Origin of the sequence: Streptomyces hokutonensis (genome assembly GCF_042751305.1) — a bacterium.
Lineage (GTDB): Bacteria > Actinomycetota > Actinomycetes > Streptomycetales > Streptomycetaceae > Streptomyces > Streptomyces hokutonensis_A.
Genome location: NZ_JBHYWD010000011.1, coordinates 329,590 through 350,213, shown reverse-complemented (window position 1 = coordinate 350,213; position 20,624 = coordinate 329,590). Strand labels below are relative to the sequence as shown.

Genomic DNA, 20,624 nt, shown 5'->3' with positions numbered 1-20,624 from the left:
TCGGTCCTACGACACCCCGACGGCCCGGTTCTCGGTCAGGTGCTCCGGCGCCCGTGCCGCGAGGAACGCGGTGGTCCTGCGCAGCCGGAAGCCCAGGGACTCGTAGAGCCGTATCGCGGTCGTGTTGCCCGCCCCGGTGTGCAGGAACGGGGTCTCGCCGCGTTCGCGGATGCCGTGGGCGACGGCGAGGATCAGGCGGCTGGCGAGGCCCTGGCCTCGAACGGCGGGGTCGGTGCAGACGGCGCTGATCTCGGTCCAGCCGGGCGGGTGCAGACGCTCGCCGGCCATGGCGACGAGGGCGCCGCCGCGGCGGATGCCCAGGTAGGTGCCGAGTTCGACGGTGCGGGGCAGGAAGGGACCGGGCCTGGTCCGCTCCACCAGGTCGAGCATCTCGGGCACGTCGGCCGGGCCGAGGAGGATCGCCTCCGGGTCCGGTGCGGCGGCCAGCCCGTCGTCGACCATCTGTACGCCGTCGATGTCGAAGGTGATCTCCCAGCCGTCCGGGACCCGGCCCCGGAAACCGAGGAGCGGGATCTCCGCGCCGGGGCCTGCGAGCGCGGCGACGTCCGCCCAGTCGTCGGCGTCGGGCTCGTCGGGCAGGGCCAGCCACGGGGTCACGTCGACCGGGTAGCGCAGGATCCGGCCGCGCCGCTCCGCGAAGTGCGCGTGCGGGCCGGTGAGGGCGGCGCGGGCGGGGTTGTCGAGGAGGCGTTCGTCGGACGTGCTCATGCGGAGACCTCGATCACGATCTTGCCGCGTGCGTGGCCGTCCTCGACGGAACGCAGGGCCTCGCCTGCCTGGTCGAGCGGGAAGGTCCGGGTCACGTGCGGATCCAGTTGCCCATTCACCACGAGCTGCGCGACCTCGTCCAGTACGGCCGCGTTGCGGGCGCGTTCGACGCGGGCGCCGCCGACCTTCTCGACCTCGGGGGCGGGGGCCCCGGCGGTGACGAGCTTCGTGCGGTCGGTGAGCAGGGCCGCGGCCTCGGCGAGCACTTCGCCGCCGACGAGGTCATAGGCGCCGTCGACGCCGTCCGGCGCGGCCGCCCGCACCCGTGCGGCCAGGTCGGGGCCGGACGGGACGTGGACCGCGCCCAGCGACTCCACGAAGTCCTTCTTGCCCTCGCTCGCCACGCCCACGGTACGCAGTCCGAAGGCCCGGGCGATCTGCAGGGCCGCGGAGCCGACGCCGCCGCCCGCGCCGGTGACCAGCACGGTCGCGCCGGCGGGCAGGTCGAGCTGGCGGACGCCGTCGTACGCGGTGGCCGCGGCGACGGGGAGGGTGGCGGCGTCCCGGAATGACAGCTGGGCGGGCTTGTGCGCGGTGATGGCCGCGGGGAGCAGGACGTACTCGGCGTAGCCGCCGGCCATCGCGTTGCCGAAGACCTCGTCGCCGACGGCGAACCCGTCCACACCGGCGCCGATCTCCTCCACGGTCCCGGAGACCTCACTCCCGAAGACCGCGGGGAACGTGCGGGAATCCGTCTCGCCGGGCCGCCGATAGCCCTTGCGCAACTTCCAGTCGATCGGGTTCACCCCGGCCGCGCGCACCGCGACAAGGACTTCACCGGGACCCGGGCTCGGCCGGTCGACCTCGGCCAGCGCCTCCGTCTCGGGTCCCCCGTATCGCGTGAAGACGTATGCCTTCGGCATCTGCTCCCTCACTCTCCTTCGCAGTCACCACATCGCCCGGCACTCAGCACCAAGGTCGACCACCGGACGGCTATTCCCCGGAGCCCGGAGAGTTCATACGGCCGCAATGATCGGCGGTACCCCTCGGACCTGGGCATACCCGGTGGACGCGTACGGTTGAAACCAGAAACCACTGATCACGCTCGCCCGGCGGACCCGCGCCGCAGCGACCTGGAGGCTCCACCCGTATGCACGTCACCCGAGGCTTCACCGGACGCCCCCGCGTCCCCGACGCCGGTCTGCCGCCCGGTCAGTACGACGCGGGCGACGACTGGCCCGTCCTGTCCGCCGAGGTCACCCCCGACCTGGCGCCCGCCGACTGGACCTTCCGTGTGGACGGACTGGTCGAGGAGCCGCGCACCTGGAACTGGACGCAGGCCCACGAACTGCCCGCGTCGGCCTACGAGGGTGACATCCACTGTGTGACGAGCTGGTCGAAGTTCGGCGTGCGGTTCGGGGGCGTCTCGCTGGACGCGTTCCTCGATGTGGTGCGGCCCCATGTGTCCGCCACACATGTGGTCGCCTATTCGCACACCGGGTACACCACGAACCTCCCGCTCTCCGACGTCACCGGCGGACGCGCCTGGATCGCCTGGGAGTACGACGGAAAGCCGCTGCCGGCCGAGCACGGTGGCCCCGCCCGGCTGCTGGTGCCGCACCTGTACTTCTGGAAGAGCGCCAAGTGGATCGCGGGCCTGCGTCTCCTCGACCACGACGAGCCGGGCTTCTGGGAGCAGAACGGCTATCACGCCCGGGGCAACCCCTGGGAGGAACAGCGGTACTCCGGTGACTGACGCCTTCTCGCCCACCACGAAGTTCGCGGTGCCGGGACGCATCGCCGTGAGCAACCGGGCCGCCGCCGTGTGGCAGACCGCCACGCTCGCCGAGATCCGCCGGGAGACCCCGCACGCCTCGACGTTCCGGTTCGCGGTGCCCGGCTGGAGCGGCCATCTGGCGGGCCAGCACCTGATGCTTCGGCTGCGCGCCGAGGACGGCTATGTGGCGCAGCGCCACTACTCGATCGCCTCGCACCCGGACGACACCGGGCATGTGGAGCTGACCCTGGACCATGTCGAGGGCGGTGAGGTCTCCGGCTGGTTCCACACGGTGGCCGAGCCCGGTGACACGGTCGAGGTGCGCGGCCCGCTGAGCGGCTTCTTCGCCTGGCCCGGCGACCGGCCCGCGCTGCTGCTGGGCGCCGGTTCCGGGGTCGTACCCCTGATGTCGATGCTCCGGCAGCACCGGGTGCGGAATCTGTCCGTGCCGCTGCGGCTGGTGGTGTCGGCGCGCGGTCCCGAGGAGTTGATCTACGCGCGGGAGTACGGCGCGGAGACGACGACCGTGTTCACGCGCAGCGCGCCACAGGGGGTGCCGGTGGGACGTATGGCCGCGGCACATGTGGCACCGCTCCTGGCGGAGCAGCCTCCCGGTGGGTGGGAGGCCTATGTGTGCGGCTCCAACGGTTTCGCCGAGCACGCGTCGCGGCTGCTGGTCGAGGCGGGACAGCCGGTGGACCGCATCCGCATCGAGCGCTTCGGCTGAGGCCCGCGCCTGCCGATCTCTCCGGCTCCGGTTGAGGGAAGTGCCCCAAAGGGGGTACGACTGCTGTGTGGACGCTCGCATGCGTGCGCGGTGTCGAGGCGGCGGAATCGTCGCTCCTCGGCTCCGGTGACGGCGAGGAGGTCGACGTGCGGAACCGGGTACGGAGTCGGCGCAGACGGCACAATCCGTTGCGGCGCCGGTCGGACGTCGTGGAGACGTGGACGGCGGTCGCCGTCGCCGTCGTCCTGTTCGTCTGTGCGCCACTGGCCGGGGCCGCCGCGGGCCTGTGGGCCCACGACCAGGCCCGGACCGTCGCCGCCGCCCAGCGCGCCGACCGCCATCGCGTCCGCGCCGAGGTGATCGGCAAGCCGCCCGCCGAACTCCCCTCAGTGGAGGGCAGCCGCCCGCGCAGCTTCCTGGTGGCGGTGCGCTGGACGGAACCGGGCAAGGGACCGCGTACGGCCACGGCCGCGGTCCCGGCGGGTACGGGGCGCGGTGACGTGGTGGACGTCTGGTTCGACGCCCAGGGCCACAACGTCGCACGGCCCGCGGGTGAAGTGGCCGTCTGGCAGCACACGCTGACGATCGGCGCCTGGACCACGGGCGGTGTGGCGGGGCTGGTGCTGCTCGGGTCCGCAGTCGTCCGCCGGGTCTCCCTGCGGCACCGGCTGGCCGAGTGGGAACGGGACTGGGCGCTCACCGAACCGCAGTGGACCCGACGGCGGGCGTGACGCGAGAGCCACGCAACGGGGGCCGCGCGACCGCCGCTACACCCCCTGCTGCATACGCCGTGCGATCCGCCCATGGTCCCGCAGCGCATCCCCCAGCGCGGGCAGCACCGGTTCGCCCCGGTCCACGAGGACCCGCCCGCCTACGACCGTGGTCCACGCCCGTGCCGGCCCGCAGCGCAGCCACGCCTCGACGGGGTCGCTCAGCGCGCCGGCCAGGGCGACTTCGTGGAGGTCCCAGACGACCAGGTCGGCACACGCGCCCGGTCGCAGGTGCCCCAGTTCGTCGGCACGGCCCAGGCAGCGCGCCGAGCCGCGGGTCGCGATGTCGAGGGCGTCACGCGCGGTCATCGCGCCGGGGCCGCCCCGGTAGCGGCCGAGCAGCAGGGCGCCCCGGGTCTCCATCCAGAGCGAGGCGTGGTCGGTGGAGGCGGAGCCGTCGCAGCCGATGCCGACCGGCAGACCGAGTTCGCGCATCTCCTTCACCCGTGCCGTGCCGCCGCCGATCAGCATGTTGGAGCTGGGGCAGTGCGCCACACCGACACCAGCGGCGGCGAGACGGCGCAGTTCGTCGTCGTTCGGATAGATGCAGTGCGCGACCCAGGTGCGGTCGCTCATCCACCCGGTGTCCTCGAAGTACTCGACGGGCCGGCAGCCGTAGGTCTCCAGGCAGTAGGTGTCCTCGTCCCGGTCCTCGGCGAGGTGGGTGTGCAGCCGTACGTCGTACCGCTCGGCGAGTTCCGCGGTCGCCGTCATCACGTCCTTGGTGACCGAGAACGGCGAGCAGGGTGCGAGCGCGACCCGGATCAGCGCGCCGGGTTCCGGATCGTGGTGGGCCTTGATGAGCCGCTCACTGTCGGCAAGCACCTCGTCCGTGCTCTGCGTGACGCTCCTCGGCGGCAGTCCCCCGTCCTCGACGGACCGCGTCATCGAACCGCGGGTCGCGTGGAAGCGGAAGCCGATGTCGCGGGCGGCACGGATCTCGGCGTCGACCAGATAGGGGCGTGGATGCACATAGAGGTGGTCGGAGGATGTGGTGCAGCCGCCCATGAGGAGTTCCGCCATGCCGACGTACGCCGACACGTACGCGGCCTCCTCGTCGAGGCTCGCCCACAGCGGATAGAGCGTGGTCAGCCAGTCGAAGAGGGTGCCGTTGACGGCGGGCGCGTAGGAGCGGGTGAGGTTCTGGTAGATGTGGTGATGGGTGTTGATCAGACCCGGGGTGACGAGCCTCCCGGCCGCGGAGACGGTCGTACGCGCTTCGGGCTCGGCCCCTGCCTCGCCGACGGCGGTGACCCGACCACCCGTGACGGCCACCCAGCCGCCCGGGATTTCGCGTTCCCCGTCCACCACGAGCAGTTCGGCGTCCTTGACCAGCAGATCCACGGCTGACGACATGCCGACATGGTAAGCGCGGGGCGCCGCACAAGCCTGGCGAGTCCTCCGATGTCACACGTACGGTGTGATCATCCGCGCTCACCCTTCACAAAGGTGGTCATCGATGGCCCTGTTCGACCTTCCGCTCGGCGAACTCCGCGAGTATCGCAGCGCGTCCGCCGAACCCGAGGACTTCGACGCCTTCTGGTCCAAGACCCTTCAGGAGACCCGCGAGCACGATCTCGACGCCCGCTTCGAACCGGTCGACACGGGACTCTCGACAGTGCGGGTGTACGACGTGACGTTCGCCGGGTTCGGCGGTCACCCGGTGAAGGGCTGGCTGCGGCTGCCCGCCGGCGCGGCCCAACCCCTGCCGCTGGTCGTGGAGTTCGTCGGCTACGGCGGCGGGCGGGGTCTCCCGCACGAGAACCTGCTGTGGGCGTCGACCGGCCGCGCCCACTTCATCATGGACACGCGCGGCCAGGGCAGCGCGTGGGGCGGCGGCGGTGGCACCCCGGACCCGGTGGGCGGCGCGCCCGCGTACCCCGGTTTCATGACCCGGGGCATCGACGCCGCCGAGAACTACTACTACCGCCGGGTGTTCACGGACGGGGTGCGGGCCGTCGAGGCGGCCCGCTCGCACCCGTCGGTCGACCCCACCCGCACGGTGGCGCTCGGCGCGAGCCAGGGCGGCGGCATCACCCTCGCCGTGGGCGGGCTGGTCGGCGACCTGGCCGGGATCGCGCCGGACGTGCCGTTCCTGTGCGACTACCCGCGCGCGGTGACCCTCACGAACCGCGACCCGTACCGCGAGATCGGCAACTACCTCAAGACCCATCGTGGCCGCACCGAGGACGCGCTGCGCACGCTCTCGTACTTCGACGGCGTCCACTTCGCGGCCCGCGGCCGCGCCCCCGCCCTCTTCTCGACCGGTCTGGAGGACGAGACCTGCCCGCCCTCGACCGTGTTCGCCGCGTTCAACGCCTGGGCGCACGAGGACAAGCGCATCGAGGTCTACGACTTCAACGACCATGAGGGCGGCGGCCCTTACCAGGAGGCGGCCAAGCTGGACTGGCTGCGGTCGTACGTCTGAGGGGCGCGCGATGAACACCGCTGAGGCCGCGGAACGGTTCGTGCGCGTCTGGGCCCACGCCTGGGCGGAGCACGACATGGACGCGCTGCTGGAGCTGTACGCCGAGGACTGCGTCCACCGCTCGATGCCGTTCCGCGAACCGCACCGGGGGCAGGCCGAGTTGGCCGCGTATCTGCGCTGGTCGTTCGCGGCGGAGCGGGTGCGCGACGTGCGGTTCTCGGCACCGGTCGTCGGTCAACACCGAGTCGCCGTGGCCGAGTTCAGGGTCCTGGCCGAGGAGGACGGTGAGCCGTCCACGCTCGCCGGCTGTGTCTTCGTGCGCTTCGACGACACCGGTCTCGCGGTGGAGACCCGCGACTACTGGCACACGGAACCGGGCCATAGGGAGCCGGCGGGCGAGCTGTTCTTCAACTGAACGTACGACACCTTCCACCCAGTCCGACCAGTCGGTATGTTCAGTGGATCCGGGTCGCAGCGTCGCGGCCCGGACCCACGGCGGACCACGGAGGCACCATGTCCGAGCACCAGCCAGCCATCGACGGCCACTGCGACCCCCGCTTCACGGCGGTGCGCACGGCGTTCGAGGAGAACTTCCGGGACCGGGACGAACTGGGCGCCGCCGTGACCGTCACCCTGGAGGGCGAGACCGTCGTCGACCTGTGGGGCGGCTGGGCCGACGCGGCACGGTCCCGCCCCTGGGAGCGGGACACGGTGGTCAACGTGTGGTCCACGACCAAGGGCCCGGTGGCCCTGTGCGCCCACATCCTCGCCGACCGGGGCCTGCTCGACCTCGACGCCCAAGTGGCCACTTACTGGCCGGAGTTCGCCGCCGCCGGCAAGGAGAACATTCTCGTACGGCACCTGCTGTCGCACCGCGCGGGACTGGCCGGCCTGCGGGAGCCGCACTCCCTCGCGCAGCTCTACGACTGGGAGTTGACGACTCGGCGGCTCGCGGCCATGGAGCCCTGGTGGGAGCCGGGGACCCGGTCCGGTTACCACGCGCTCACCTACGGCTTCCTCGTCGGCGAAGTGGTGCGCCGCGTCTCGGGGTTGCTCCCGGGCGCCTTCCTGGAGCGGGAGGTCACCGGCCCGCTCGGGATCGACTTCACCATCGGGCTGCCGGAGAAGGAAGCCGGGCGGGCAGCCGAGCTGGTGCATCCGCCCGTCGCGTCGAGCAGTGAACAGGCCGCGATCTTCAGCCAGTTGGCGCCCGCCGCGATCGCCGCGCTGACCAACCCGATCGCGGGCGCGGCCGAGGCCAACACCCCGGAGTGGCGCGCCGCGGAGATCCCGGCGGCGAACGGCCACGGCACGGCACGGGCCGTAGCCGCGCTCTACGGCGTCTTCGCCGGGCGCGGGTCCTACGGCGGCCGCCGCATCCTCTCCCCCGAGGCGGCCGAGCGGGTGCGCGAGGGCCAGGGCAGCTGCCGCGATCTGGTACTGGGCGCGGGCTTCGCGCACGAGACGGAGATCGGGCTCGGCCTGTGGCTCAGCGGTCCGAACGGCTCGTACGGTCCCGACCCGAGGGCTTTCGGACACGACGGCTTCGGCGGTTCCTGCGGTCTGGCCGACCCGGACGCGGGCGTGTCGCTGGGCTACGTAATGAACCGGATGGGCCCCCATATCGCCGACGACCCAAGGAAGCTGGCGCTGATCGACGCCCTGTACGGGGCGCTGTGAGAAGTGATCGGCGCGGGTCGGTTTCGGCCTAACTGCCCTGCCGCCCTTCCCTGGTGGTTTAGACCAATGCTAGATCTGGTCGCGCAACGAGCCCGCACGGCTACGTCTTGTCACCAGTTCTGCCCTCAGTCTTGTCACCAACAGGAGGCGCGGCATGGCCCGCACCACCCCCCACCACCCGACCGCCGACGACCAGCCCCTCTACGGGAAGGTCGCCACCCAGCTGCTCGCCGAACTCCACGACGGCACCATCCCGCCCGGCGAACGCCTGCCCGCCGAAAGGCAGTTGGCCGAACACTTCCAGGTCAGCCGGGAGACCGTCCGCCAGGCGCTGGAGGTGCTGCGCAGGGACGGCCTGGTCGCCACCGACCGGCGCGGCAGCCACGCCACACTCCCCGGCCTGCCCGTCGAGACCCCGTCCTCCCTCACCTTCCCGGTCGGCGCCCGCAGCACGGACCCGACCGGCTTCGACCGGACCTCCGTGGCCTGGGAGACTCCCCCGCCGGAGCACGCGGAGGCCCTGAGGATCGCCCCGGACCGGCCGACCCTGGTGCACCGGTACGCGTCCGCAGCGGCCGACGGCAGCGGACTGCGTACGGCCGTCACCTCCTTCTCGGCGGTGGCACTGGCCGAGGTGGAGGAGCTGGCCCGCTACCGCGACCGCGCCGGCGGCTCCGCCTCCGCCCAACTCCGGCGCGCCTACGACTGGATGCGCCGGGCCGGTCTGACCCTGCATCACCGGGACGCCATCACCCAGGTCGCGAACGCGCCCTCGGTACGGGTGACCCGGCGCGTGCACGACCAGTACGCGCGCCCGCTGGAGATCACCGACCTGGTGGTGGAGGCCCAACAGGACGCGCTGATCTACGAGTTCACGGTTCCTTCGGCAGGCTGAACCCGGTGGCGCACGGCGGGCCCGATGCCGAACTCGCCGCGCGCCGACCGGCGTCAAGCACTCGTCAGCACGACGAGTTGCCGAGTCGCCCGGGTCATCGCCACATAGTGGTCGACGGCTCCCTCGATGCCCTCGCCGAACGTCTCCGGGTCGACGAGCACGACCAGGTCGAACTCAAGTCCCTTGGACAGTTCGGGAGTCAGCGACCGGACGCGGGGCGTCGCCCGGAAGGCCGGGTCACCGATGACGCAGGCGATCCCCTCGGTGTGCTCGGCGAGCCAGGTGTCGAGGATCAACTCCCGGTCGGCGAGGGGTCCGTGGACGACGGGGATGCCGCTGCTGCGGATGGAGGTCGGCACATTGGCGTCCGGGAGCACGGCGCGGATGACCGGCTCGGCCTCCGTCATGATCTCTTCCGGGGTGCGGTAGTTGATGGTCAGGGAGGCCAGGTCGATCCGGTCGAGGCCGATCCGCTTCAGCCGTTCCTGCCACGACTCGGTGAAGCCGTGCCGGGCTTGGGCGCGGTCACCGACGATGGTGAAGCTGCGGGACGGGCAGCGCAGGAGCAGCATCTGCCATTCCGCGTCGGTGAGTTCCTGGGCCTCGTCCACGACGATGTGCGCGAACGGCCCGGCGAGCAGGTCGGGTTCGATGCCGGGCTGGGCGGCCTCGTCGATCAGGGCGTCGCGCAGGTCCTGTCCGTGCAGCATGCCCATCGCGCCCTCGCTCTCGTCGATCTCGACGTTCTGGAGGAGGCTGTCGATGACGTCGGTCCTGCGGGCGTGTTCGGCGGCCACCGCGGCTTCCTGCCGGCGCTTGCGGCGCGCCGACTCCGGGTCACCGAGCCGCTGCCGTGCCGCGTCGAGCAGCGGCAGGTCGGACACCGTCCAGGCCTGGGCGTCCGCGCGTTGCAGCCGCTGGACGTCCTCGCGGCTCAGGGAGGGGGCGCACTTGCGCAGATAGGCAGGGACCGTCCACAGGTCTCCGACGAGGTCGGCCGCTTCGAGGAGCGGCCAGGCGCGGTTGAAGGCGGTGAGCAGTTCGCGGTTCTGGCGCAGCGACTTGCGCAGCAGTGCGGGGGTGACCGCGCCGTCCGGGGCTGAGCCGGTGTCCTCATGCTTGTCGACGAGGATCGTGAGCAGTTCCTGCCAGACCTGCTCGCGTCCCTCGTTGTGCGGGGTACCGGGTTCGGCCGCCTCGAAGGCGACGGCCCAGTCCTCGGCGCTGAGCCAGATGTCGGACCAGTGGGTGGTGACGTTCATGCCCTTGGTGGGCGGCTCCTCGTAGAACCGCACGGCCGGCTCGATCGCCCGCACCAGCTGCACGGACGACTTCAGACGGGCCACCTCCGGGTCGGCCTCGATGCCCGCCGCGGCTCCCTCGTCGACGAGGTCCCGCAGGATGCAGGTCTGCACGCCCTCCTCGCCGAGGCTGGGGAGGACATCGGCGACGTAGTCCAGATAGGGCCGGTGCGGACCGACGAACAGGACCCCGCCCCTGCGGTGGCCGAGGCGCGGGTCGGAGTAGAGGAGGTAGGCGGAGCGGTGCAGGGCGACGACGGTCTTGCCGGTGCCCGGGCCGCCGTCCACGACGAGCGCGCCGCGTGATCCCGCGCGGATGATGGCGTCCTGGTCGGCCTGGATGGTGCCGAGCACATCGCGCATCCGGCCGGACCGGTTGCCGCCGAGGCTGGCGATGAACGCCGACTGGTCGTCGAGCGCGGCATGCCCGGCGAAGCCGTCGGCGGTGAACACCTCGTCCCAGTAGTCGCTGATCCGGCCTCGGGTCCAGCGGTACCTGCGGCGGCTCGCCAGGCGCATCGGGTTGGCGTGGGTGGCGCCGAAGAACGGCTCGGCTGCGGGCGAGCGCCAGTCGAGCAGCAGGCGGCGGCCCGTGCTGTCGGTGAGGCCGAGCCGCCCGATGTAGACGCGCTCGGATGTGGTGGCGTCGACCATGTGGCCCAGACACAGGTCCAGGCCGAAGCGACGCAGGGTCCGCAGCCGTGTGGTGAGCCGGTGGATCTCCGTGTCCCGGTCCATCGCCGCCCGGCCGATGCCCCCGGGCGCCCTGCGCTCGGCGTCGAGGCGCCCGGTCAGTTCCGCGATCGACTGGGCCAGGGACTCCGCTATGGCCGCGAAGTGCTGCTCGTCGGCGGCGATCAGCGCCGGGTCGGCCTTGGCGGAGAGGCGGTCGGGGAGGTCGAAGGCGCTGGTGGTCAGGGGGTTCACGGCATCAATTCCGATCTGCGGTCGTTCACGGCCGTGCGGGCGGCAGGCCGTGGGGACCGGTGCGTACGGGTTCTCGTGTGCGGGGTTCGGCCGGCTCTGTCGTGCGAGGTTCGGCCGGTTCTCGTGTGCGGGGTTCGGCCGGTTCACGCGCGGGTGGGCTGCCTTCCCCCGCCGGCCGGGTCGAGGAGCATCTTCGCGGCCACTGTCGTCCCGTCGGTGCGGAGCATGCCGGCCACCGTGCGTGCCCTTGCCCGGACCTCGGGGGCCAGGACGGTGGTGAGAGCGGCCGACAGGGAGTCGTAGGTCGGCGTAGGACCGTCGTGTGCGACGCCGATGCCCAGTTCGGCAACCCGTGTGGCCCAGTATGGCTGGTCCACGATCTGCGGCACGACCACCTGCGGGGTGCCGGACATCGTGGCCGCCGTCGTGGTGCCCGCACCGCCGTGGTGCACGACCGCGGCCACCCGGCGGAACAGCGCCTGGTGACTGACCTCGCCCACGACGAAGCAGTCGTCCCGGTCGTCGACGGAAGCCAGCTGCGCCCAGCCACGGCCGAGAACGACTCGGCGGCCCTGCGCCCGCACCGCTTCGACCGCGTCCCGGGCAATGTCGGGCGAGTTACGCAGTGCCATGCTGCCGAAGCCTACGTACACCGGCTCCCCGCCCGCCTTCAGGAACGCCTCCAGATCGGCGGGGAGCGGGCGCTCGTCGGGCAGGATCCACGGTCCGGTCACCACGAGGTCGAGATCCGTCTGCTCCTGCCACGGGAACAGGTCCGGGTCCGAGGCGAGCCACGGCCGCTCGGTGAAGGCGTGGTCGCGGACGTTGTCGACCGGCGGCAGGCCGATCGCCGCCCGATGCCGGTTCTCGGCCTCGCGGTACAGGGCGTTCACGCGCTGGGCGTCCTCGTCCCACAGCACCTTGATGTCGGTCTCGTCCGGCGAGGACTGATGGCCGGGCCGCGACAGCTGCCGGTACTTCGACGACGGCAGCCCGGCCGTGTGGAAGCAGGCGAACACATAGCGGATGCCAAGTTTCTCGGCCACCGAGCGGGCGCCGGTCGGCATCAGGCCGGTCGCCAGCAGCACGTCGCACCCCTCGGCCGCCGGCAGCAGCGTCTCGTAGCGGGCGGCGACCAGCTCGGGCGCGAGCCGGAACGCGGTCGCCGCCGTCGGCGGCTTCGCCCCGGTCACCACCGAGCGCACAGTCGGGCCGAGCGGCAGCAGCGGCACACCGGCCCGGTCCAGCAGTTCCACGAACTCATCGTCCGGCGGCGCGGCGACGCTCACCTCCGCGCCGAGTTCCAGCAGTCGGGCAGCGAGTCCCGCGACGGGTTCGACATCCCCGCGCGACCCCCACGTCGTCAACAGCACACGCATTCCGCGACTCCCATTTCCGCAGGTCATGCCCTCAGGCCGGACATTCTGCGGTACGACGGGGGCCTTGCCGCAAGGCCCCCGGTGCGCTATACGTTAAGAAGGGAAGAGGAGTGAGCACGCCTCCCTTTCCGCCCTCCCCCGCAGGCCCCGCGGAACTCGCGGCGAAAAAGTCTGCCCGCCGATGTCGAGAACCGGCGCCCGGCTCCGTCCCCGAGGTGAACGCGACCACAATGGGTCGTGCCGGCACCGAGGAGAACGACCATGGCCAAGTACCTGCTGCTGAAGCACTACCGCGGCGCCCCCGCCGCCGTGAACGACGTCCCCATGGACCAGTGGACGCCCGAGGAGATCACGGCCCACGTGCAGTACATGAACGACTTCGCGGCCCGGCTGGAGCAGACCGGCGAGTACGTCGACAGCCAGGCACTCTCCCCCGAGGGGACGTTCGTCCGCTACGACGGTGAGGGGCGCCCGCCGGTCACCGACGGCCCGTTCGCCGAGACCAAGGACGTCATCGCCGGCTGGATGATCATCGACGTCGACAGTTACGAGCGCGCCGTGGAACTGGCCGGTGAGCTGTCGGCCGCGCCCGGGGCCGGTGGCAGGCCGATCCACGAGTGGCTGGAACTGCGCCCGTTCCTGGGCACGCACTCGACCACCACGGACTGCACCTTCAAGTGAACGAGGTCCTGCTGAGAAGCCTCACGCCGAGCGTGCTCGGGATCCTCGTCCGCCGCGGAGCAGACTTCGCGGCGGCCGAGGACGCCGTACAGGACGCACTGGTCGAGGCGGTCCGGGTGTGGCCGGACGAGCCGCCGCGCGACCCGAAGGGGTGGCTCGTCACGGTGGCCTGGCGGCGGTTCCTCGACGCGACGCGGGCGGACACGGCCCGCCGCAGACGCGAGGACCTGGTGGACGAGGAGCCGGCGCCCGGTCCCACGCCCGCGACGGACGACACGCTCCAGCTCTACTTCCTGTGCGCGCACCCGTCGTTGACGCCGTCGTCGGCGGTCGCGCTCACGCTGCGCGCGGTGGGCGGGCTCACCACCCGGCAGATCGCCCAGGCCTATCTGGTGCCCGAGGCGACCATGGCGCAGCGCATCAGCCGGGCCAAGCGCACCGTGTCCGGGGTGCGGTTCGACCAGCCCGGCGATGTGGCCACCGTGCTGCGCGTCCTCTACCTGGTCTTCAACGAGGGCTACTCCGGTGACGTCGATCTCGCCGCCGAGGCCATCCGGCTCACCCGGCAGGTCGCGGGCATGATCGACCACCCCGAGGTGTCGGGCCTGCTCGCGCTCATGCTGCTCCACCACGCCCGCCGCGCCGCCCGGACCGCGCCCGACGGCAGCCTGGTACCGCTCGCCGAGCAGGACCGCGCCCGGTGGGACACGACATTGATCGCCGAGGGCGTCACGATCCTCCAACTCACCCTTGCCCGCGACCGGTTGGGCGAGTTCCAGGCGCAGGCCGCGATCGCGGCGCTGCACGCGGACGCGCCCTGCGCCCAGGAGACGGACTGGGTGCAGATCGTCGAGTGGTACGACGAACTCGTCGCCCTGACCGACAGCCCGGTGGTCCGCCTCAACCGCGCGGTGGCGGTCGGCGAGGCAGACGGCCCGCGTGCCGGTCTGGCCGCGCTCGCCGCACTCGACGACTCACTCCCGCGTCATACGGCGGTGGCGGCCTACCTCCACGAACGGGACGGCGACCTGACGACGGCGGCCCGGCTGTACGCGGAGGCGGCGCTCAAGGCCCCCAACCTCGCCGAACGCGACCACCTGACCCGGCAGGCGGCCCGGCTCAACTCCCGCCGGAATCACTGACGTTGGAGCCCCGGTCACTCCCACTGGTACTGCAGATACTTCCCGTCCAGGGTGATGACGACCCGGTCGCCCGCGGGATCGGGCACGCGACTGACGTCGAGGCGGAAGTTGATGGCGCTCATGATGCCGTCGCCGCACTGCTCGTGGATCAGTTCCTTGATGGTGGGGCCGTAGACCTGGATGACCTCGTAGAGCCGGTAGATGGTGGGGTCCACGGGGACGGCCGCGTCCAACGCGCCGCGGGTCGGCTGGAGTTGGAAGGCGAGAGCGGCGTCCTCACCGAGTTCGAGGAGGGCGGCGGCTGTCGCCGCCTCGTCCTTGTTCATGGGGTGCTGGCCCAGCAGGGCCGCGGTGGTCCAGGCGAGCGGTCGGCCCACGGCCTCCGCCAACTGGGCCCATGTGACACCGGTCTTGACCTTGGCCTGCCGGACCGCTTCGGCGGCTTCACCCTTGCTGAGCATGCACAACTCCGTTCCCGGACAGCGTGCTTGACCACACGCCGCTCAGCGTAGGAGATCACCCGCAAGGCGACAATGGCGTCGCTCTCCACCCAGTGCTGTCATATGCCGGACTCCAGGACAGCCTTGGACGCATACTTCCGAACATGACCCACATCGACGTACAACAGATCGAAAAGGCGAACGCCGTCGAACGTACGCCGGTCGTCTTCGTCCACGGTCTGTGGCTGCTGCCGAGCAGTTGGGACCGCTGGGCAGCCCACTTCGAGCAGGCCGGGTACGCGCCGGTCTCCCTGTCCTGGCCCGACGACCCGGAGACGGTCGCGGAGGCCAACGCGCACCCCGAGGTCATGGCCGGCAAGACGGTCGGCCAAGTCGCCGATCATCTGGCGCAGTTGATCGGCACACTGACGCGGAAACCGGCGATCGTCGGCCACTCCTTCGGCGGACTCCTCACCCAGATCCTCGCCGGGCGCGGGCTGTCCGCCGTGTCCGTAGCCATCGACCCGGCACCCTTCCGGGGCGTGCTGCCCCTGCCGGTGTCCGCACTGCGCTCCTCCGCACCTGTCCTCAGCAACCCCGCCAACCGCAATCGCGCGGTCCCCCTGACCTACGACCAGTTCCGCTACGGATTCGCCAACGCCGTGAGCGAGGAGGAGGCACGGGAGCTGTACGAGACGTTCGCGGTGCCCGCGCCCGGCGCCCCGCTGTTCCAGGCGGCGACCGCGAACCTCAACCCGTGGACCGAGGCGAAGGTCGACACGGAGAACCCCGAGCGCGGGCCGCTCCTGATCATCTCGGGCGAGAAGGACCACACCGTGCCCTGGTCGATCGCCAACGCCTCCTACAAGAAGCAGCAGCACAACAAGGGCGTCACCGAGATCACCGAGATCAAGGGCCGGGGCCACGCACTGACCATCGACCACGGCTGGCAGGAAGTCGCGGACACCGCCCTGTCGTTCGTGCGCCGCTACGCCTGAACTCCCGGACGGGCACCTACGAGCAACCGTTCTACGCCGATCTCCTCGACCTTCTCTGGAGCTGACCGATGACGATGTCCCGTAGACCCTTGCTGCTGGGGGCAGTTGCCGCAGCAGGCACCCTCGCGGCCACCGCTCTCCCCGCCTCGGCGGCATCCGCCACCGGAGGCAAGCCCAACGGACCCAAGCCCACCGTGGTCCTGGTGCACGGCGCGTTCGCCGACGCGTCGAGCTGGTCGGCCGTGACCTCCCGCCTCCAGAAGGCGGGCTACACCGTCGTGGCACCCGCCAATCCGCTGCGCGGACTGACCTCGGACGCCGCCTATCTCTCCGCGCTCCTCAAGACCATCGACGGCCCGAAGGTCGTCGTAGGCCACTCCTACGGCGGCGCGGTCATCACCCAGGCGACCGCCGGCGACCCGAGCGTCAAGGCGCTCGTGTACGTCGCGGCCTTCGTGCCCGACAAGGGCGAGCAGCTGGGCGAACTCGCCGCGCGATTCCCCGGGTCGCAGCTGAACGACGCTTTGCAGCCGCTGCCCGACGGCTCGGGCGGCACCGATCTGGCCATCCAGACCGCGAAGTTCCACACGGTGTTCACCGCCGACCTCCCGGTGTCCACCTCCGCACTGCTTGGTGCCTCCCAACGCCCCATCAGCTCAGCCGCGTTCACGGACGTCACCACGGCGGCGGCCTGGCACGACATCCCCTCGTGGGCGGTCGTGGCGGCGCAGGACCGGGCGATCGCGCCCGACCTGGAACGCTTCGAGGCCAAGCGGGCCGGTTCGCACACGGTCGTGGTGGACGCCTCTCACGTGGTGATGATCTCCCACCCCGACCTGGTCACAAAGGTCATCAAGTCGGCGGCATCCACAACGAGTTGACACCCGCACCAGCCGCTACGGCAGCCGTCGCGCCGCGACCATGCGGACGCGGGGGCTGCCGTCGCCCCGGTACCCGAACTCGGGCAGGGCGTAGAGGTCGACGTCGAAGCCGATCCGCCGCAACTCGCGCTCCACGAAGCCGAGTTGGAAGTCCCGGTAGTACATGACGAAGGGCGGTCGCCAGACGGCGTTGCGGATCTTCATCACCGTGTCGAAGCCGGACAGCATCCAGTACGCGGGCGAGGTGGGGCGTGGCGGCGCGAGGAGGGGGAACGCGAAGCATCCGCCGGGTCGCAGCACGGAGTGGACCTGGCCGAACAGGCCCGGCAGTTCGCGGGGCAGGAAGTGGCCGAACGCGCCGAAGCTGACCACCAGGTCGAAGTCGGGCCCGAACGGCAGGGCCCGGGCGTCGCCGCGCACCCACGACAGACGGGGTTCGTCGCTCTTCACGCGCTCTCGCGCGACCGCGAGCATGCCCGCGCTGAAGTCGACGCCGGTGACGCTCCGTCGGCACACCGTCGTGAGCGCCTCGGCTCCCGCGCCCGTGCCGCAGCACAGGTCGAGTCCGTCGTCGAAGGGGCCGATGCGGCGCAGTGCGGAGGCGACCGCGTCGAGCACCGGGGCCGGTGTCCGGAAGGGGGTGTGGTCGAACTTGGGCGCGAGGAGGTCGTAGCCGTGCTCGACGGACGACAGTGCCTGGACGGCGAGTTCACGCAGGCTGGGACCTTCGGGGCTGAACATCCGGGTCAGCCTAGGGCAACCCGGTGCTTCAGGATCGCGAGAACGCGTTCGCACCAGCGCAGGTTCTCCTCCTCGAAGGTGATCCCGGCCATCAGCGTGAGATACGGCCCGATGCGCTCGGCGTCCCGGAGGTACTCCTCCTCGGTCCGCCCGTCGAGGAGCCGGTCCCGTACCCGCTCGTAGCGGTCCAGCTTGCCGCGCGACCACGACCTGCGCTCCTCGATCAGTTCGCGGATGACGGCGGGGTCGGTGCCGTCCATGGCCTGGATCTTGATGAGGAACTCGTCGCGGATGGCGGTGGGGCGCCTGGGCGGCTCGGCGGCGAAGGTGTCGAGGTCGCGGCGGCCGGCCTCGGTGAGCGTGAACATCCTTTTGTTGGGCCTGCGTTCCTGCTGTACGACCCGTGCCGCGATCAGTCCGTCCTGGGCGAGGCGCTCCAGTTCGCGGTAGAGCTGCTGCGGGGTCGCGGGCCAGAAGTTCGCCAGCGACACGTCGAAGGTCTTGGCCAGTTCGTAGCCCGAGGCCTCGCCTTCCAGGAGGGCCGCGAGGACCGCGTACTTGAGGGACATGTGGACACGCTAACAGCGGTTGATTAGTCTCATCCACACCTACTCAACTAATTGACTACGAGGTGAGCCGATGCGTGCGTTCCGTGAGGCGGTCGAGGCACAGGACATGGACGCCGTAGAGGCGCTGCTGGCGGACGACGTGGTCTTCACCAGCCCGGTCGTGTTCAAGCCGTACCCCGGGAAGGCGATCACCGCGGCGATCCTGCACGCCGTCGCGCGGGTCTTCGAGGACTTCCGCTACGAGCGGGAGATCGGCGACCCGGACGGCACCGACCACGCGCTGGTGTTCAGCGCGCGGGTCGGCGACCGTCAACTGACCGGCTGCGACTTCATCCACGTCAACGAGGAGGGCCTGATCGACGACCTGATGGTCATGGTCCGACCGCTGTCGGGGGCGCAGGCGCTCCAGGAGGCGATGGCCGCGCAGTTCGAGACCATCGCCAAGGAGGCGGAGGCGCGGATCGGTTGAGCGGATCGCCAACGAGGAGGAGGCGCCGGTCGGTTTGGCCTCACGCCTCCGCCACGGGTCACGCCAAGGTCAGGGTGAGCGCGCCCGTGTAGGTCCGGCCGGCCGTGATGGCCGTGGCCGTCCCGTCGACCGTCAGCGTGACCTTCTTGCCCCGGGGCGCCTTGACGGTCGCGTCGGCGGCGAGGGCGAGCCGGGTCAGGTAGGAGGTGCCGGTGACCGTCCAGGTCGAGCCGCTGTTCAGCTGCACGATCGCGCCGTTGTTGACGGCGGCCTGCGCGGTGTTGGTGACGATGCCCAGCTCGTAGAAGGTCGACGCGTCGATGCTGGACACCCGGTGCCTGGCCGCCGTCGCGGAGATGACGCCCTCGACGCTCGCGTCCTCGAAGGTGAGGACCATGTTCTTGCCCTTGCGCATGCCGTTGTAGAAGTCGCCCTTCAGGGCTATGGAGTTGAAGGTCGCGGCGCCGTCGGTGGTGTGCACGGCGGTCGGGTCGAAGCTCGCGTCCTTCGCCGGGGCGCCCGTCGGCTCGGTGTAGACGCCGATGTTCATCATCTTGCCGTTGACCGGGACCGGGCCCGGGTCGTCCAGCTCGATCATCTGGAGGATGATCCCGTCGCGCGGGTTGAGCCGGGCGCCCTGGGAGCCGTCGACGCTGATCGTGGTCTGCTGGCCCTTGTTGAGGAAGGTCGCCCGCTCGGAGTTGATCACCGTGCCGCCGTCGAGGGTGAGTTGGCCGGTGCCGAAGAACATGTAGCCGAAGCGCCCGGAGTTCACGACGGTGTTGCGCACCGGGATCGACGCCAACTCACCCTTGGACAGCCCGATTTCCAGCTCGGTGTTGAGCGCGGAGACGGCCGCCTTCGTACTGTCGCCGTAGTGCACGACGGCTGCGGGGCCCGCGATGATGGTCGCGTAGCTGCCGACGTCGAGCCGGGACCCGAGCACCCGCACGGTCGCGTCGCCGATGGCGTAGGTGCCGTAGCCGTACTCCCCCGTGTTGCCGAAGTGGCTGTTGACAGCGGTCAGTTTGAGCCCGCTGCCGCCCTCGACCGACAGGGCACCCCAAGTCTCCGAGAAGATCATCGAGTTGAGGTAGGTGGCCCTGCTGTTCTTGCCGATCAGGTTGGTGGCGCGGACATTGCCGTCGAGGCCCAGCATCCAGGGCACGGACTCCATGTACGGCGTTTCCACGGTGGCTTGGTAGTCGGCGGGCAGTACGCCGTTGCGGGCTCGGAGGACGGAGTCCTTGACGATGACGTTGGCGCCGTCGTTGGCGATGACTGCGGTGCGGACGACTCCCTTGTTGTCGATCCGGGCGCCGTCCACGACGAGCGTGGTCGAGGCACCGTCGCCGACGACTGCGGCACCGTAGCCCGCGAAGTCGCAACGGCCGTTGCCGGTCAGGGAGATGGAGGGCCGGTCGAGGGTGTAGGTGGCGTCCTGGACGTACACGCCGTCGAAGCACTCGCCGGTCGAGGTGATCGACACGTTCCTGGCGTAGGCATCGGTGAGCCTGCCGCCGAGGACGGCAGCGAGGACGGACCTGTCCTTGACCACGCCGTCGCCGTCGACGTACACCGCCTGCCGGAAGGGGAAGGTGAGCGTCTCGTACGTCACCTCGTTGGCGGCGGTGACGGTCAGGACGACGTCGCCTCGGTAGGTGCCGGCCTGGATCAGGGTGGCCGTGGCGCCGGTGGCGGTGAGCAGCTGGCCGGTCTCCACGCCGCCGACGGTCAGCGAGAGGCCGGCGCCGTCCGGGGCGACGATCTTCCCGCCGGGCACGATGGTCAGCTCGCTCACGCGGGTGGTCGCGGAGACCGTGTACGTCTCACCGGATCCGACCGAGATCCGCGTGCCCGAAGCCTTCGTCGCGCTCGGCGCGGCGGTGGCGGAGACCGTCGGCACGAGTACGGCTCCGGCCGTGGCGGTACCGGCGATCAGGACCGAGCGTCGGGTGATCAGCGTCATTGCTTGCCTTCCCAGGGATCGATGCGCCGTTGCGCAGTGTGACCGGCCGGCCGTCGAACGCGGGACGCGGACGGGCCCGGCGGAGGCACCGAAGGTGCGCACGAGGGAGTGAAGCAGCCAT

Annotated in this window: 21 protein-coding genes; 12 read left to right on the top strand and 9 right to left on the bottom strand. The window is 71.1% G+C overall.

The window, feature by feature from the left end:
• Window positions 1-6 precede the first annotated feature (6 nt).
• Complete coding sequence (locus ACFXC1_RS29075) at window positions 7-729, bottom strand: GNAT family N-acetyltransferase (protein WP_381247694.1); 723 nt, start codon at window positions 727-729, stop codon at window positions 7-9.
• The gene (locus tag ACFXC1_RS29070; protein ID WP_381247691.1) at window positions 726-1,652 is read right to left on the bottom strand and encodes an NADP-dependent oxidoreductase; all 927 of its coding nucleotides are present in this window, start codon (window positions 1,650-1,652) and stop codon (window positions 726-728) included. The genes ACFXC1_RS29075 and ACFXC1_RS29070 overlap by 4 nt, the downstream gene beginning before the upstream one ends.
• 227 nt (window positions 1,653-1,879) lie before the next feature.
• Between ACFXC1_RS29070 and ACFXC1_RS29065 the strand changes: the two genes are divergently transcribed.
• The 3 genes from ACFXC1_RS29065 to ACFXC1_RS29055 all read left to right on the top strand — a co-directional run bounded on the left by ACFXC1_RS29065 (window position 1,880) and on the right by ACFXC1_RS29055 (window position 3,964).
• Window positions 1,880-2,485 carry a sulfite oxidase-like oxidoreductase gene (locus tag ACFXC1_RS29065; RefSeq protein WP_381247688.1) on the top strand — a complete coding sequence of 202 codons (606 nt, stop codon included), beginning with the start codon at window positions 1,880-1,882 and terminating at the stop codon, window positions 2,483-2,485.
• On the top strand, window positions 2,478-3,233 hold the full coding sequence (locus ACFXC1_RS29060; RefSeq protein ID WP_381247685.1) for a ferredoxin reductase: 756 nt from the start codon (window positions 2,478-2,480) through the stop codon (window positions 3,231-3,233). The genes ACFXC1_RS29065 and ACFXC1_RS29060 overlap by 8 nt, the downstream gene beginning before the upstream one ends.
• A 146-nt stretch (window positions 3,234-3,379) precedes the next feature.
• Complete coding sequence (locus ACFXC1_RS29055) at window positions 3,380-3,964, top strand: Rv1733c family protein (RefSeq protein ID WP_463294410.1); 585 nt, start codon at window positions 3,380-3,382, stop codon at window positions 3,962-3,964.
• Window positions 3,965-4,000: 36 nt separating this feature from the next.
• Here ACFXC1_RS29055 and ACFXC1_RS29050 read toward each other — a convergent pair whose 3' ends face one another.
• Window positions 4,001-5,359 (bottom strand): 8-oxoguanine deaminase, encoded by a 1,359-nt coding sequence (locus ACFXC1_RS29050; RefSeq protein WP_381247679.1) that lies wholly within the window; start codon window positions 5,357-5,359, stop codon window positions 4,001-4,003.
• A gap of 103 nt (window positions 5,360-5,462) precedes the next feature.
• On the opposite strand from ACFXC1_RS29050, the gene ACFXC1_RS29045 reads away from it, so the two are divergent.
• The 4 genes from ACFXC1_RS29045 to ACFXC1_RS29030 all read left to right on the top strand — a co-directional run bounded on the left by ACFXC1_RS29045 (window position 5,463) and on the right by ACFXC1_RS29030 (window position 9,006).
• Complete coding sequence (locus ACFXC1_RS29045; RefSeq protein WP_381247677.1) at window positions 5,463-6,431, top strand: acetylxylan esterase; 969 nt, start codon at window positions 5,463-5,465, stop codon at window positions 6,429-6,431.
• Between the two features lie 10 nt (window positions 6,432-6,441).
• A complete protein-coding gene (locus ACFXC1_RS29040; RefSeq protein WP_381247675.1) occupies window positions 6,442-6,846 on the top strand; it encodes a nuclear transport factor 2 family protein in 405 nt (134 codons plus the stop codon).
• A gap of 98 nt (window positions 6,847-6,944) precedes the next feature.
• Window positions 6,945-8,111: a serine hydrolase domain-containing protein gene (locus tag ACFXC1_RS29035; RefSeq protein ID WP_381247673.1), complete on the top strand. Its 1,167-nt coding sequence runs from the start codon at window positions 6,945-6,947 to the stop codon at window positions 8,109-8,111.
• A 154-nt stretch (window positions 8,112-8,265) separates the two neighbouring features.
• Window positions 8,266-9,006, top strand: a complete 741-nt coding sequence (locus ACFXC1_RS29030; RefSeq protein ID WP_381247671.1) for a GntR family transcriptional regulator — start codon at window positions 8,266-8,268, stop codon at window positions 9,004-9,006.
• A gap of 53 nt (window positions 9,007-9,059) precedes the next feature.
• On the opposite strand, the gene helR is transcribed toward ACFXC1_RS29030, so the two are convergent.
• Both helR and ACFXC1_RS29020 read right to left on the bottom strand, forming a co-directional pair.
• The gene (gene helR, locus ACFXC1_RS29025; RefSeq protein WP_381247668.1) at window positions 9,060-11,234 is read right to left on the bottom strand and encodes an RNA polymerase recycling motor ATPase HelR; all 2,175 of its coding nucleotides are present in this window, start codon (window positions 11,232-11,234) and stop codon (window positions 9,060-9,062) included.
• 143 nt (window positions 11,235-11,377) lie between these two features.
• The gene (locus ACFXC1_RS29020; protein ID WP_381247666.1) at window positions 11,378-12,613 is read right to left on the bottom strand and encodes a glycosyltransferase; all 1,236 of its coding nucleotides are present in this window, start codon (window positions 12,611-12,613) and stop codon (window positions 11,378-11,380) included.
• A gap of 261 nt (window positions 12,614-12,874) precedes the next feature.
• Between ACFXC1_RS29020 and ACFXC1_RS29015 the strand changes: the two genes are divergently transcribed.
• Together ACFXC1_RS29015 and ACFXC1_RS29010 are read left to right on the top strand one after the other, a co-directional pair.
• Window positions 12,875-13,294: a YciI family protein gene (locus tag ACFXC1_RS29015; protein WP_381247664.1), complete on the top strand. Its 420-nt coding sequence runs from the start codon at window positions 12,875-12,877 to the stop codon at window positions 13,292-13,294.
• Window positions 13,291-14,436: an RNA polymerase sigma factor gene (locus ACFXC1_RS29010; protein WP_381247661.1), complete on the top strand. Its 1,146-nt coding sequence runs from the start codon at window positions 13,291-13,293 to the stop codon at window positions 14,434-14,436. Before ACFXC1_RS29015 ends, ACFXC1_RS29010 begins: the two co-directional genes overlap by 4 nt.
• Window positions 14,437-14,450: 14 nt before the next feature.
• On the opposite strand, the gene cynS is transcribed toward ACFXC1_RS29010, so the two are convergent.
• Entirely contained in the window at window positions 14,451-14,897 is a 447-nt protein-coding gene (cynS, locus tag ACFXC1_RS29005; protein ID WP_019068971.1) for a cyanase, read from the bottom strand.
• A gap of 143 nt (window positions 14,898-15,040) precedes the next feature.
• Here cynS and ACFXC1_RS29000 point away from each other — a divergent pair, with 143 nt between their 5' ends.
• Complete coding sequence (locus ACFXC1_RS29000; RefSeq protein ID WP_019068970.1) at window positions 15,041-15,874, top strand: alpha/beta hydrolase; 834 nt, start codon at window positions 15,041-15,043, stop codon at window positions 15,872-15,874.
• A 74-nt stretch (window positions 15,875-15,948) separates the two neighbouring features.
• Entirely contained in the window at window positions 15,949-16,755 is an 807-nt protein-coding gene (locus ACFXC1_RS28995) for an alpha/beta fold hydrolase (RefSeq protein WP_381247658.1), read from the top strand.
• 15 nt (window positions 16,756-16,770) lie between these two features.
• On the opposite strand, the gene ACFXC1_RS28990 is transcribed toward ACFXC1_RS28995, so the two are convergent.
• Together ACFXC1_RS28990 and ACFXC1_RS28985 are read right to left on the bottom strand one after the other, a co-directional pair.
• Window positions 16,771-17,496 carry a class I SAM-dependent methyltransferase gene (locus ACFXC1_RS28990; protein ID WP_381247656.1) on the bottom strand — a complete coding sequence of 242 codons (726 nt, stop codon included), beginning with the start codon at window positions 17,494-17,496 and terminating at the stop codon, window positions 16,771-16,773.
• 5 nt (window positions 17,497-17,501) lie between these two features.
• Entirely contained in the window at window positions 17,502-18,065 is a 564-nt protein-coding gene (locus tag ACFXC1_RS28985; protein ID WP_381247653.1) for a PadR family transcriptional regulator, read from the bottom strand.
• 70 nt (window positions 18,066-18,135) lie between these two features.
• Between ACFXC1_RS28985 and ACFXC1_RS28980 the strand changes: the two genes are divergently transcribed.
• Window positions 18,136-18,534 (top strand): nuclear transport factor 2 family protein, encoded by a 399-nt coding sequence (locus ACFXC1_RS28980; protein ID WP_381247651.1) that lies wholly within the window; start codon window positions 18,136-18,138, stop codon window positions 18,532-18,534.
• A gap of 58 nt (window positions 18,535-18,592) precedes the next feature.
• Here ACFXC1_RS28980 and ACFXC1_RS28975 read toward each other — a convergent pair whose 3' ends face one another.
• Window positions 18,593-20,503, bottom strand: coding sequence for a hypothetical protein (locus ACFXC1_RS28975; RefSeq protein WP_381247649.1), 1,911 nt, complete (start codon window positions 20,501-20,503; stop codon window positions 18,593-18,595).
• Window positions 20,504-20,624 lie beyond the last annotated feature (121 nt).